This window comes from Micromonospora sp. DT227 (assembly GCF_049841835.1).
Lineage (GTDB): Bacteria > Actinomycetota > Actinomycetes > Mycobacteriales > Micromonosporaceae > Micromonospora.
This window is the reverse complement of sequence record NZ_JBNCLA010000004.1, coordinates 432,283-445,660: the sequence shown is the minus strand read 5'-3', so window position 1 is coordinate 445,660 and position 13,378 is coordinate 432,283. Positions and strand designations below refer to the sequence as shown.

Annotated in this window: 10 protein-coding genes; 3 read left to right on the top strand and 7 right to left on the bottom strand. The window is 71.1% G+C overall.

What is annotated here, in order from left to right:
- Positions 1–52: 52 nt before the first annotated feature.
- Both ACLQ2W_RS17070 and ACLQ2W_RS17065 read right to left on the bottom strand, forming a co-directional pair.
- Positions 53–940, bottom strand: a complete 888-nt coding sequence (locus tag ACLQ2W_RS17070; RefSeq protein ID WP_425787274.1) for a carbohydrate ABC transporter permease — start codon at positions 938–940, stop codon at positions 53–55.
- Positions 941–944: 4 nt separating this feature from the next.
- Positions 945–2,183 (bottom strand): sugar ABC transporter substrate-binding protein, encoded by a 1,239-nt coding sequence (locus ACLQ2W_RS17065; protein WP_425787273.1) that lies wholly within the window; start codon positions 2,181–2,183, stop codon positions 945–947.
- A 216-nt stretch (positions 2,184–2,399) separates the two neighbouring features.
- Between ACLQ2W_RS17065 and ACLQ2W_RS17060 the strand changes: the two genes are divergently transcribed.
- Positions 2,400–4,172: a ricin-type beta-trefoil lectin domain protein gene (locus ACLQ2W_RS17060; RefSeq protein WP_425787272.1), complete on the top strand. Its 1,773-nt coding sequence runs from the start codon at positions 2,400–2,402 to the stop codon at positions 4,170–4,172.
- Between the two features lie 60 nt (positions 4,173–4,232).
- Here ACLQ2W_RS17060 and ACLQ2W_RS17055 read toward each other — a convergent pair whose 3' ends face one another.
- The 5 genes from ACLQ2W_RS17055 to ACLQ2W_RS17035 form a co-directional block, all read right to left on the bottom strand.
- The gene (locus tag ACLQ2W_RS17055) at positions 4,233–5,570 is read right to left on the bottom strand and encodes a ricin-type beta-trefoil lectin domain protein (RefSeq protein ID WP_425787271.1); all 1,338 of its coding nucleotides are present in this window, start codon (positions 5,568–5,570) and stop codon (positions 4,233–4,235) included.
- Between the two features lie 80 nt (positions 5,571–5,650).
- Positions 5,651–6,772, bottom strand: a complete 1,122-nt coding sequence (locus ACLQ2W_RS17050) for an RICIN domain-containing protein (protein WP_425787270.1) — start codon at positions 6,770–6,772, stop codon at positions 5,651–5,653.
- Positions 6,773–6,783: 11 nt separating this feature from the next.
- Positions 6,784–8,487, bottom strand: coding sequence for a family 43 glycosylhydrolase (locus ACLQ2W_RS17045; RefSeq protein WP_425787269.1), 1,704 nt, complete (start codon positions 8,485–8,487; stop codon positions 6,784–6,786).
- Between the two features lie 103 nt (positions 8,488–8,590).
- Positions 8,591–10,111, bottom strand: a complete 1,521-nt coding sequence (locus tag ACLQ2W_RS17040; RefSeq protein WP_425787268.1) for an arabinofuranosidase catalytic domain-containing protein — start codon at positions 10,109–10,111, stop codon at positions 8,591–8,593.
- Between the two features lie 467 nt (positions 10,112–10,578).
- On the bottom strand, positions 10,579–10,950 hold the full coding sequence (locus ACLQ2W_RS17035; protein WP_107156381.1) for an ArsR/SmtB family transcription factor: 372 nt from the start codon (positions 10,948–10,950) through the stop codon (positions 10,579–10,581).
- A gap of 269 nt (positions 10,951–11,219) precedes the next feature.
- Between ACLQ2W_RS17035 and ACLQ2W_RS17030 the strand changes: the two genes are divergently transcribed.
- On the top strand, positions 11,220–12,353 hold the full coding sequence (locus ACLQ2W_RS17030; RefSeq protein ID WP_425787267.1) for a transporter substrate-binding domain-containing protein: 1,134 nt from the start codon (positions 11,220–11,222) through the stop codon (positions 12,351–12,353).
- Positions 12,317–13,357 carry a hypothetical protein gene (locus ACLQ2W_RS17025; RefSeq protein ID WP_425787266.1) on the top strand — a complete coding sequence of 347 codons (1,041 nt, stop codon included), beginning with the start codon at positions 12,317–12,319 and terminating at the stop codon, positions 13,355–13,357. The genes ACLQ2W_RS17030 and ACLQ2W_RS17025 overlap by 37 nt, the downstream gene beginning before the upstream one ends.
- The last annotated feature ends 21 nt before the right edge of the window (positions 13,358–13,378 follow it).

Genomic DNA, 13,378 nt, shown 5'->3' with positions numbered 1-13,378 from the left:
AACACCACCCCCAGGCCGGTACGCCACCAGCCGCCCCGGCCCCGCCCGCTGCTCACCACCGCTGCCTCCGCTGGGCCCGGACGTAGGCCAACCCGAACCCGAGGGCGACCACGATCAGCAGGTTGCCGACCGCCGCCCCCGGCCCGAACTCGGGCAGCAGGCTGCCGAAGCCGAGCCGGTAGGACCAGGTGGCGAACGTCGTGGACGAGTCGGTCGGACCACCCCGCGTCATGATCCAGATGATGTCGAAGACCTTCAGCGTGTAGATCAGCCCGAGCAGCAGGGTGATCGCCGACACCGGCCGCAGCAGCGGGAACGTGATCCGCCAGAACCGCTGCGTGCCGCTCGCCCCGTCCAGCGCCGCGGCCTCGTACACATCGGTCGGGATCGCCTGGAGGCCGCTGTAGAGGACCACCAGGTTGAACGGCACGCCGATCCAGATGTTCGCGATGATCACCGAGACCAGCGACCACCGCGGCGACGTCAGCCAGTTGACCGGGTCGACGCCGAGCGCGCCGAGCGCGGCGTTGACCACGCCGGCGTCGCTGTTGAGCATCCACGACCAGGTGGAGGCCGAGACGATCAGCGGCAGCAGCCAGGGTACGAGGAACAACGCCCGCAGCGTCGCCGACAGCGGGAAGTGCCGGTGGAAGAAGACCGCCAGCGCCAGCCCGATGGCGAACTGGAACAGCAGCGACACCGCCGTGAACACCGCCGTGTGCGCGAGCGCCGGCCCGAACGTCGGGTGGGTCAGCACGTCCCGGTAGTTGTCCAGCCCGGCGAACGGGGCACCGCCGGAGACGAACGACCGGACCGTGTAACGCCGCAGGCTCAGCTCGACGTTGCGGTAGAGCGGGTACGCGTAGAAGGCCAGCAGATAGATCGTGACCGGGGCCAGGAACGCCCACGCCGTCCACCTGTCGGTGCGGTTTCGGCTCATGGAGCTACTTGGCGACCGCGCCCTGGGCGGCGGACAGCGCCGCCCGTGGCGTCTTCGCGCCGCTGAGCGCGCCCTGCACGGCGGTCCAGAGCTGCTCGGAGATCTTCGGGTACCGCGTGCCGAGGTCGTCGCCGGTGCGGCCCTTGGCGGCGTTCACCGCGTCGACCCACACCTTCAGCGCGGGGTCGGCCGCGACCTGTTCGCGTTGCACGGCCGCCACCGGCGCGACGTACGACAGCGTGGTGTCGGTGGTCAGCAGGTTGTCCGGGTTGGTCAGGCAGGACACCAGTCGGCGCGAGACGTCGTACCGGCCGGTGTCGCGCTGCACCGGGATGGAGACGAACTCGCCGCCGGTCGGGGCCGGTGCGGTGCCGCCGGCGCTGGCCGGCACCGGGATGATCCCGTACGCGAAGTCGAGCTTCTCGGCGTTGGCGCGCTGCCAGGTGCCGTTCTCGGCGAACGCGAAGTCACCACCGGCGAACTCCTGCCAACTGGTCGTCTGGGTGTTGTTGATGACGGAGTTCGGCGCGTACCCCCGGGTCAGCCAGTCCTTCCACAGCGACAGCGCGGACACCGCCGGCGGCGAGTCCAGCGCGGTGAGTCGGGCGCCGGAACCCCAGAACCAGGGCAGGAACTGGAAGCTGCCCTCCTCGGTGCCGATCGCCGAGAACGTGATGCCCTTCTTTCCGGCGGCCGTGACCTTCGCCAGCGCGGCGGTCAGCGAGGGCCAGTCCCGCACCGACGCCACGTCCACGCCGGCCCGACCCAGCAGATCCTTGTTGTACCAGAGCGCGAGCGTGTTGGCCCCGATCGGGACGCCGTACGCCCTGCCGTCGAGCCGGCCGGCGCCGAGCAGGTTGGGCGCGGAGGCGGAGGTGTCCAGCCCGGTCTCGTCCGCCGAGGTCAGCGCGCCGGCCTGGGCCAGCGTCGAGATCACCGGGTTGTCGATGATCAGCACGTCGGGTGAGTTGCTCTGCTGGGCCGCGAGCAGCGCCTTGTTGGTCAGGTCGGTGGTGTCGTAACCGGTGCGGCGCACCGTCACGCCCGCGGCGCTGCCGCAGCTCTGGAGCAGCTTCTCCCAGTCGGATCCGGCGGCGAACTGCGGATACGGGTCCCAGACCGTGTACGCGGCCCCGCCGGAGCCGCGGTCCGGGCCGTCCGTCGCGGCGCAGGCGCTGCCGGCGAGGACGAGAGCGGTCAGGGTGGCGCCGGCCACGCCCCGCCGCCACGCGGATGTCGTCATGGTGTGCCCCCTCGGCACGCGGTGGGCGAATCGGTTCGACCGAAGATAGGCCGCTCCGGCGAGACGGTCAAGATGTTCGATGCCTGCTCAGGAAACATCGATGTCACGGCCGGGTCATCGCGTTGACATTTATCGATGTCAACGCCTAAGCTGCGCGGCGAATCGATTCGCCAGGACGTCCTCCGCAGCATCCCCGCCCTGCCGAAGGAGTCACCAGTGGACCTCCCCCGCCCCCGGGCACCCCGGATCCGTGGCCTCGCCGCCCGGATCGCGGCCGGCGCCGTCGCCGTCGTCTGCTCGCTCGCGGTCGTCGCGGCCCCTGCCCGGGCCGCCGACGAGTCGCTCACCGTCACCTTCTCCACCGCGCTCGGTACGCCGACCTACCGTGGCTCGGGCTGGATCTACGGGATGACCGAGAACGGTCAGAACCCGCCGGACAACTACTTCCGGGACGTGCGGTTCCGGGCCATGCGCGCCGGGGGCGCCCAACTGCCGGGCCAGGGCTGGGTCGGCGGTGGCTACGACCGCCGGTGGAACGCCACCGTGGCGCAGGCCCGACGCACCGCGGCCCTGGGCGGCACGTTCGTGCTGCTCGACCACGACCTGTGGGGCGCCGACGGCGCCGCGATCAGCCGTTTCCCCGGCGACAACGGCGACTGGAGCGACTACGACCGCTTCCTGGACCGGCTCTTCGCCGACGTGCGCGCGGCCGGCATCACGGTGCAGTGGGACATCTGGAACGAGCCGAACATCAGCCTGTTCTGGAACCGGCCCCAGTCGCAGTACTTCGAGCTGTGGCGACGCACCTACCAACGCATCCGCGCCACGTTCCCGGGCATGCTGATCGTCGGGCCGAGCTGCGCCTGCGTACCGTCCACCAGCGGGTGGTGGACGCAGTACCTCGACTACGTCAAGGCCAACAACGTGGTGCCGGACATCTTCAGCTGGCACTCGCTGCCCGGCGACCCGGTGGCGAACGTGGCCACCGCCAACCAGACTCTCGACTCCCGGGGCATCCCGCACCCGCGAGCGCACCAGATCAACGAGTACGGCGCGTCCAACCAGCAGAACCCGGCCGGCGGGGCGTGGTACCTGGCCCGGCTGGAACGCGCCGGCGCGGACGGGCTACGGGCCAACTGGGCCGGCGGTCAGAACCTGCACAACGACCTGGCCAGCCTGCTCACCCGCAACTCCAGCGGGCAGTACCAGCCCAGGGGCGAATGGTGGGCCTACCAGTTCTACGGCTCGATGACCGGCCAGGTCGTCGCGGTCACGCCGAGCGCCTCCTACGACGCGTTCGCCACCCGGGACGCCGGCTCGGCGAAGATCCTCGTCGGCGGCAACTCGACCACCGGCAACGTGGCGGTCAACCTCCAGCGGCTCGACGCCACCAGCGGCCTGGTGGTGAACAACCAGGTCCGGGTGGTGGTGCAGAACATCCCGTACAACAACGGCGGCGCCGTGGCCGGCCCGGTCACGGTCCGGGACAGCGTGGTGACCCTGGCCAACAACGGCACCACGGTCACCGTGTCGCACGCGAACATCAACGACACGTCCACCGTCACCCTGCTGCCGCCCGGCGGCGGCGGACCCACCAACCAGAACGTCCAGATCGTCGGCGGCCAGTCCGGCCGGTGCGTGGACGTGCCCGGCTCCACCACCACCAACGGCGCCCAGGCCCAGCTCTGGGACTGCAACGGCGGCGCCAACCAGCGCTTCAGCTACACCTCGGGCAAACAGCTCACGGTGTACGGCACCAAGTGCCTGGACGCGTCCGGTCAGGGCACCGCCAACGGCACCGCGGTGGTCGTCTGGGACTGCAACGGCCAGGCCAACCAGCAGTGGAACCTCAACGCCGACGGCTCGATCACCGGCGTGCAGTCCGGGCTGTGCCTGGACGCCAGCGCGTTCGGCACCACCAACGGCACCAAGGTCCAGCTCTGGCAGTGCCTCAACGGCGCCAACCAGCGCTGGACCCTCCGAAGCTGACATGCAAGGCGGGGCCCCTTCTTAACGCTTGCGGTATAGGAAGGGGCCCCGCTTAACACGTCAGCGCCAGCTCCACTGTTGGTTGGCGCCGCCGTTGCAGGCCCAGAGGATGAGCCGCGTGCCGTTGGCGGTGCCGGCGGCGTTGGCGTCCAGGCAGAGCCCGGACTGCGCGCCGGTGACGGTGCCGTTCGCATTGACGTTCCACTGCTGGTTGGCCTGGCCGTTGCAGGTCCACACGATCACCGCGGTGCCGTTGGTGGTGCCGGCCCCGTTCGCGTCCAGGCACAGGTTGCCGGCCAACTGCAACTGCCGGCCGGAGGTGGCGGTCCAGAGCTGCCCGGACTGCCCGGCGCAGTCCTGCAACTGCACCTGCGTACCGGAGGTCTGGATGGGCGCGGTGACGCAGCGGCCGGACTGCCCGCCGGCGAGCTGCCGGGCGGACGCCGGCGGCGGGGTGGTCGGCGGGTTCGTCGGCGTGGTGCCGTCGAACTGGGTGAAGAACCGCCAGACCACCGCCTGGGTCCAGGACCGCTCGCCGGGTGCGAACGGGTCGGCGGTGCCGTCCACGGCATTGGGGGCGTGCGGCCCGTCGAACGCGGCCCAGGCGACCGGGTAGCCGGCCCGGCAGCCCGAGTAGTAGGTGACGACGTGCGTCAGGCTGCCCTGCGCCGGCTCGGGCGGATTCTGCGGGGTGCAGCCGTTGTTCCGGACGAACTGGTCGCGCAGCGAACGCCCCGCCGAGATCGGCAGCGTGCCGTCCCGCAGCCCGTGAATTCCCAGGTACGCGATGGGCTGGGTGCCGCCGTTGCACCCGCTGAGGTTCGCGCCCGAGTAGACCGCGACCGCGCGGAACACGTTCGCCCGGGCGCACGCGAGGGCGTAGCTCATGCCGCCGCCGTAGCTGAAGCCCATCGCGTACCGCTGCGTGGTGTCGACGCAGAGACCGGCTTCGAACGTGCGGACCATGTCGTCGACGAAGGTCAGGTCCTGACCGTTCGGGTTGGCCCAGCCGTTGCCGTTGCCCTGCGGCGCCACGAAGATGGCGCTGTTGTTCGCCAGCGCCCGGACCCCGTAGTAGGACCAGGGATAGCCGCTGGTCCCGCCGGAGTCGACGTCACCCGCGGTGCCGCCGTTCCAGTGGAAGCCGAAGATCAGCTTGTACGGCCGGTTGTTGTCGTAGTTGTCGGGGATCCGCAGGATGTACGAGCGGTTCTGGCCGCCGCTGGAGATCGTGTGCGAGCCGCTGGTCAGCGCCGGCGCCTTGCCGCAGCCGGCGGTCGCCGCCAGCGGGGCGATGCCGGTGGTGCTCTGCCCGGCGGCGAGCGCGACGCCGCCCATGGCGAGGACCAGCCCCGCCACCCCGGCGACGACACCCACGACGAGTCGATGTCTCGGCATGGCGTGCTCCTTCCTTCGCAAGAGTTAAGCGGGGCCCCTTCCTCTACCGGAGGCGTTAAGAAGGGGCCCCGCCTTTCAGGTCAGCTGCGGGTGGTCCAGAGCTGGTTGGAGCCGTTGTGGCAGTCCCACAGGTTGATCCGCGTGCCGTTGGCGGTGCCGTAGCCGGCCGCGTCCAGGCAGCGGCCGGACTGCACGCCGCTGATCGTGCCGTTGGCGTTCACGTTCCACTGCTGGTTGGCCTGCCCGTTGCAGTCCCAGATGATGACCGCGGTGCCGTTCGCGGTCCCGCGCCCGTTCGCGTCCAGGCACTTGTTGCCGAGCACCTGCAACTGCTTGCTGGCGGTGTACGTCCAGCGCTGCATGGTGCCGCCCCAGCAGTCGTACAACTGCACCTGGGTGCCGTTGGTGGTGCTGCCGTTCGGCACGTCCAGGCACCGCCCCGAGCCGGTGCCGACCAGTTGCACGTTCTGGTAGGTGCCGCCGCCGGTGCCCGGGGTGCCGATGCTGCCGGACACCGACTGCAACGCGGCGTACCAGACGGCGGCCATCTTGTCGTAGCCGGTGGCCGTCGGGTGGATGCCGTCGATCAGGTCGGCGGTGGTCAGCGCCGCGTGCTGGTCGACCAGGTGCACGCGCTTGCCGGCGTTCACCTTGGACTGCACGATGCCGGGCAGGGCGGCGTTGAACGTCCGCACCGCCGACTCCTGGCCGGCGTTGGCCAACGGGATGATCTGCGCCACGAACACGTCGGCGTTGGGCGCCGTCGTGGTGATCCGGTCGATCAGCGTGGAGAGCCGGTTCGGCGCGGTGGAGACGTTGTAGTTCTGCAGGATGTCGTTGGTGCCGATGTGCAGCAGCACGGTGCGCGGCTGGTAGGTGTTGAGCCAGCCGGTGATGTTGGCGTCGATCTGGTCGATCCGCCAGCCCGGGTGGCCCTCGTGGTCGTGGTCGCCGAGGTTGCCCGGCCCGTTGAACTGGGAGCCGACGAAGTCGATCCGGTAGCCACCGGCGGCGAGCCGTTGCCACAGCCCGATCCGGGAGCCGCCCGGGACCTGGGTGCCCTCGGTGATCGAGTCACCGAGCGGCATCACCCGGACCCCGCCGTTGGACTCGGCCCCGGCCGGCCCGGCCGGGACCAGCACGCCGGCGACGGCCATGGCCAGCGCCGCGACCGCGGCGAGCCATCCTCTCCTGGTACGCATGACTGTTCCTCTCAGGGGCTGGTGCAGGTGAGGGACGGGGTCGACGGCGAGCCGTTCGCGAGGAAGCCGAACGTGGTCGAGCCGGCGGCCGGCACCGAGCCGTTGTACGACACGTTGCGGACCGTCGCCGTGGAGCCGCTGGTGCTCAGCGTCCCGCCCCAGATCTGGCTGATGCTCTGGCCGCCGGCCAGGCTCCAGCCCACCGTCCAGCCGTTGATCGCCGAGGTGCCGGCGGTGACCGTCACCTCGCCCTGGAAGCCACCGGACCAGGTGCTGGTGGTGCGGTAGCTGGCGGTGCAGGGGCCGTTGGTCGGCGGCGGCGTGGTCGGCGGTGCAGTGGTGGGCGGCGGGGTCGTCGGCGGCGGGGTGGTGGGCGGCGGGTCGGTCGGCGGGGTGCTGGTGCCGGAGCTGAACCGCCAGTGGTCGAGGTTGAACAGCGAGCCGCTGCCGCCGGTGAACCGCAGGTACAGGTCGTGGGTGCCGGTGGCGCCGCTGACCCCGCAGGTCGTGTCGGCCCAGGTCTGCCACCCGCCGGTGCCGGACACCCGACAGGTGCCCACGAGCGGGCCGCTGGTGCCGTCCAGGCGCAGCTCGATGCTGCCCCCGCTACCGGCCGAGGCCACCCGGGCGGTGTACGAGGTCGCGCCGGTGCCGAACGCCACGCCCTTGACCTTGATGTAGTCCCCGTTGTCGATGTAGCCGACGTTCATGCCGCCGCCGCTGGCCGGCTCGGTCTCGACGCCCTGCCCCCAGGCGATCGTCTCGGCCTCCTGCCGGACGTACGGGTTCAGCGTGCCGACCTGCGGGGGCCCGGTGGTGGTCATGGACATGGTCGGGATCGAGCCGTCCGCACCGTAGGTGAACTTCTCCACCGCCACCGACCGGGTGAAACCGCCGCCGCCCGGCAACGCGCCGTTGTGGTAGAAGAGGTAGGAGTTGCCCTTGAAGTCGACGATCCCGGGGTGGTTGGTGAAGCTGCTGCCCTGGGTGGGCATGACCGTGCCGCGGTAGGTCCACGGCCCGAGCGGGCCGGGCGCCGTCGAGTAGGCGAGGAACTCCGAGCAGCACTTGGCGGCGAACACGTTGTAGTAGAGGTTGTTGCGCTTGTAGACCCACGGCCCCTCCTCGTAGAGGGTGGGCCGGTTCGCGTCCCCGGTCCGGGTGCCGAAACCCGCGGTGGTCAGCGGGATCTGCGTCGGGCTGCCCGAGTACGAGGTCATGTCCGCGTTGAGCTTGACGTACCACAGCCGCGGGTTGCCCCAGTAGAGGTACGCCTGGCCGTCGTCGTCGATGAACACGGTGGGGTCGATCTCGCCGTTGCTCACCAGCGGACGGCCGATGGCGTCCCGGAACGGGCCGGTCGGGCTGTCGGCGACCGCCACCCCGATGCCCATCTGGCCGGTCGCCCGCACGACCATGGGTACGTACCAGTAGAACTTGCCGTTGCGGTAGACCGCCTGGCCGGCCCACGCGTCCTGCTTGGCCCAGCTGAAGGTCGCGAGGCTGAGCGGGGAACCGTGGTCGGTCCAGTTGACCATGTCGTCGGACGAGTAGACCCGCCACTCCTTCATGGTGAACCAGGTCGAGTTGTCCTCGTCGTGGCCGGTGTAGAGGTAGACCCGGCCGTTGTAGACAAGTGGCGCCGGGTCGGCCGTGTAGATCGTCTGCACGATCGGGTTGTCCGCCCGGGCGATCGCCGGGAACAGCCCGATCATCGCGAGCAGGCTGGCGAGCAACGCGAGCCTGCGCCGACCACGGCGAGCAGGTCTCGTTGATAGCGCTAACATGAGTGTCCTTCCGGTGGGGGTGCGGGTGGTCTCAGCGGTAGCCGGCGGCCACGACGTTGGCCTGGACCGCGTTCTCCGTCGCGTCGGACGGATAGCCGGCGACCATGGCGCCCTCGTAGAACGTGCCGGCGCTCAGGTTGGCGCCACCGCCGGGCTTGCAGCAGTCGCCGCCGCTGCCCAGGATGATCGCGCCCTGCTTCTTCATCGGGCTGTAGCCGGGGGGCAGCGACCCGTCGTAGAGCGTGTAGAGGTTGCCGGACTGGGCGTTGCTGCCCTTGATGGCGAACCGTGAGGTGCCGTTGTTCTTCAGCGTGGCGGTGACGAACTTGCTGGTGAAGGCGCGCTGGTTGGGGTTCCAGGTCTGGCTGCCGCCGGGGTAGAGGCCCCACTCCAGGTCGGCCTGGACCCAGGGGCCGCTGCCGGAGCAGCCGCCGAACCAGCAACTGGTGCTGAAGTTGATCGCGTCCATCGCGCCGGCGGCGTCCGCGCTGCGGGTGGTCTCGCTGTTGCCGTAGTCGAAGCAGCAGCCGCTGTTGACGTGCGTGCCGCTGGTGACCATGTACATGCCCTCGGGCGCGCTGCCGGTCGGGACGCCGGTCAGGTGACCGTCGCGCCAGTAGCTGTTGCCGGGGTTGATGTAGAGCGAGTACGCCTTCGCGCCGCCGACGGTCAGCGCCTCGCTGGTCGCGGTGGCGGGCCGGCTGGAGGAGGAGCCGGGGACCTGCGCCGAGCCCTGGTACCACAGGTCGTTGCCGCGTCCCGACTGGTCGTAGACGACAGTGATCACGCAGGTCGTGCCGCCGCAGAACGCGTCCTGGCCGGCGGCGTCGGCGTAGCCGCCGGCGCCCAGCGCGCCGATGTTGCGGGTGGCGCTGTCCGACGAGCGACGGACCTGGTAGAGGTTGCCGCCGTACGCCGAGAACAGCGCGCGGGTGGTGCTGTGCGCCGCCACGCAGGGCGTGCCGCCGGCGGCGTAGATGTCACACGGCCGGCCACCGGTCGGCGGCGGCGAGGTGGGCGGCGGGGACGACGGTGTGGTGGACGTGGTCCACCGCTGGTTGGCCTGGCCGTTGCAGGTCCAGAGGATCAGCTTGGTGCCGTTGGCGGTGCCGGCGGCGTTGGCGTCCAGGCAGAGCCCGGACTGCTGACCGGTGATGGTGCCGTCGCCGTTGACGGTCCACTGCTGGTTGGCCTGGCCGTTGCAGTCCCAGATGATCACGGTGGTGCCCGGGCTGGTGCCCCGGCCGTTGGCGTCCAGGCACTTGGTCCCGTAGACCGTGAACTGCCGCGCCGACGTGTAGGTCCAGTTCTGTGCCGCCGCTCCGGTGCAGTCGTACAGCTGGACCTGGGTGCCGTTGGTGGTGCTGCCGTTCGGTACGTCCACGCAGCGTCCGGACTGCACGCCCACGACGGCGCCCGGCCCGGGGGCGGCGACCGCCGTCCGGGCCTGGGTGGTCAGGACGGCGCCGCCGGCGGCCAGGACGAGGGCGAGGGTGGCGACCAGCAGTCGTGGTCGTCCGGATCGGAGGGATCGGGGACGGGGGATGGCCATGACGGCTCCTCGGGTGCGCAGGCTCCGGGGCCGTCCGTACCGGCACGGAGCCTCACGGGTGGTGACCGTCGGTGAAGCGCTAACACCCGCTGCGCGCACTCGGCCGCCCGTGCGCCGCGCGAGGTGTCCGGCCCGGCACGAGGCGGCGCTCCCGGAGGTGCCTCGGTGGTGGCATACCGGTCGCTGATGTTATCGCGAACATCGACGTGAGTAATTAGAACACATCGATGTCGACCCGGCGCGGCGAGAGCGGGCCGGGCATTCGGGCCGGCGCTTCGGGCACGGCTCGGCACGGCTCGGGCAGGCCACGGCCCGAGCCGTCACCCGGACCGGCCGAGCGACCCGCCGGGAGGCAGGGCGACCCGCCGGGAGGCAGGGCGGACCGGTTCTCCGCCCCGGTCCGCATCAGGCTCGGCGTGCCTGTCACCCGGCGTGCGCGGCGACTCCGCCGGGGGGCGTGACGGCGCTCAGCGCGTCCGCTTCGTCGCCCGCTTGCGCGGCGGGGTCAGCAGGTCGGCGATGGCGGCGATCGCGGACGGCACCACCCGGTAGTACGCCCAGACCCCGCGCTTCTCGCGTTCGAGCAGCCCGGCCTCGGTGAGGATGCGCAGGTGATGGCTCACCGTCGGCTGGGACAGCCCGAGCGGGGCGGTCAGGTCACTCACCGACGCCTCACCCTCCGGGGCGGACTGGATCAGACTGATCAGCCGCAGCCGAGCCGGGTCGGCGAACGCCTTCAGGACGCCCGCGAGGCGCTCGGCGTCGGCACGCTTGATCGGCTCGCCGGTCAGCGGCGAGATGGACGGCATCGCTGTTTTCGCAGTTCCCACGCCCTCCATAGTCGCACCGACACCATCAATGGGACGGCAAAACCGCCGACCATCACCGGCGGTGAATCTCCGTGGGTCGGGCGGAGCGCCGGACGGGACCCCATCCGAAGATCCGATGACCTAGTCTCGGCCTTCCACACCGGCCGATGAACACGCTCCGACATCTGGTGCTCCTGGCCGGCCGGCATCCCGACCCTCGGGGCGGCTCGTCCCCGCCTTGCCACGGACCCGACAATGGAACGACTGACGCTCACCGGGCGCAGCGGGGGAGGGCACAGGTGAATCAGGCAGGCGAGCCGGCCCCGTCCGGGCCGGTGCCGGGCGCGTCGCGGGTCACCCGGATCCGTCAGCTCCGGCTGGTGGGGCTGGTGGTCGTGCTGGCACTCCTCGCGGCGGCGTTGATCCCCATCGTGCTCCAGTTGGGCCCACCGACCCGCGACGACCTGATGGAGCGGGCCGGCCTCAAGGGCAAGGCGCAACTGCTCGTCGGCGTGAAGGACGACCAACCCGGCGTCTCCCAGCGACTGCCGAACGACGTCTGGAAGGGCTTCGACGTCGACATCGCCTACCTGATCGCCGGCTATCTCGGGTTCGACCGGTCCCAGGTGCGGTTCCTGCCGATGGAGAGCGAGGACCGGGCCCGCCGCCAGGCCCGGGACCGCGACGGCTTCGTCACCGTCGACATGGTGATCGCCTCTTACAGCATCACCAAGAAGCGGGAAGAGGAGGAGGGGGCGGTCTTCTCCGCGGCCTACCTCCAGACCGAGCAGTCGGTCGTGACGTTGGCCAGCGACAAGGGCCCGGTGAGCAGCCTGGAGGACTTGGCCGGCCGGACCGTCTGCACGCTGACCACCTCGACCGCCATTCCGCGCCTGCGGGAGGCCCGGGCCCGGCCGATCGGCCGGAACAAGATCAGTGAGTGCGTCCAGGAGCTGTACGACGGCAAGGTGAACGCGGTCAGCAGCGACGCGGCGATCCTCGCCGGCTTCGTCACCGGCGACCGGTCGGGCGACGAGGGTCAGCGCTTCCCGAGCCTGCTCCGCAACGCCAAGCCGCTGCGGCACTGGGACATCGGCGAGTCGGCCGCGGAGAAGTGGGGCGTCAACACCGGCCCGAACGAGGCGCTCCGCGACCTGGTGGATCTCGCGCTCGACGACTCGGCCACGAACCCGCGGAACTCGGCCTGGGAGCAGGCGTACGACGCCAACTTCCGCTGGCAGCAGCGTTTCAACCTCCCGCAGCCGGTCGCGGTACAGCAGCAGCCCGACCCCAGGAAGGTGGAGGTACGGCAGTGGCCGTGGGAGAGGATCGCACTGCCGGCCCCGGCATCCTCCGGATCACCGGCGGCCCGGGCAAGAGCGGCCGGCCCCGCCGGATGGCCGGGGCCCGGCAGGCGCAGCAGTGGCTGCTGACGCTCCTCCCCGCGTTCCCCGTCCTGCTCCTGGTGCTGCGGCTGTGGCAACTCAGCCGCCAGGACATGTCGACGATGCTGCTGCTGGTGCAGTACGTCAGCCCGCTGGGCCTGCTCAGCGCGCTGCTGATCGCGTTGGTCTGGGCCTTCCCACTGGTCGTGCTGATGTTCGGGGTGCTCGGGCGGCTGCTGCGGCTCAGCGCCCCGGAGCGCTTCGACCCGGACCGGTCGCTGCTCGCCTCCTGGACGGCGCGTACCCCCGGCTGGGTGGCCACCGCGGCGGTCGCGCTCGGCGCGCTCACCTGGCAGCTCCGCTTCCTGCCGACCCTGCTGATGCTGGCGCTCTGCCTGCTCGCGCTGCGTACCCGCTACCTGTATCCCGACCGGCCGAACCGGATCCTCCTGGTCGGCGTGGCGATCCCGCTGGCCGTGGCGGTGCTGGAGTACGCCGCGCTGGCCCCGGCCGCGTGGACGGCGCTGCACGTCGGTGAGCCGACCACCGCCGTGCTGCTGGTGGTGCCACCCGTCGCCACCGTGCTGCTCACCGGCGCGATCCCCGGGTGGATCGCGCCGGCGGTCACCCACGGCCTGGCGTACGCGGTCGCGGCCGTGCTGCCGCTGGTGACCGGCGCGGTCTTCCTGGCGGCGCCGGTGCTGCCCACCACCGCGGTCGAGGTCGCCCCACCGGCATCCGAGACCGCGACGGGGGACGGCGAGGTCGCCCCGGAGGTGGTGCTCGGCGCGTTGATCACCGTCACCGACACCTCGACGATCATGCTGGACCGGGCCGCCGTCGTCCGGTTCCTGCCCAACGACCACGTGCGTTCGCAGGTTCTCTGCCCGCAGGCCCGACCGGTGCCGTACAGCGTGGTGACGGTGCACGGCTGGCCGGTGGAGGAGACCGTGCTCGACTGGATGATGCTCCGGCGGCCGGTCACCGTGAAGGACGTTCGCTGCGACGGCCGTCTCCCCGCCGGGGACCAGCGCGGCCGGGCCCCGCGTTGACTGTCGGTCCGTCCCCGCGGC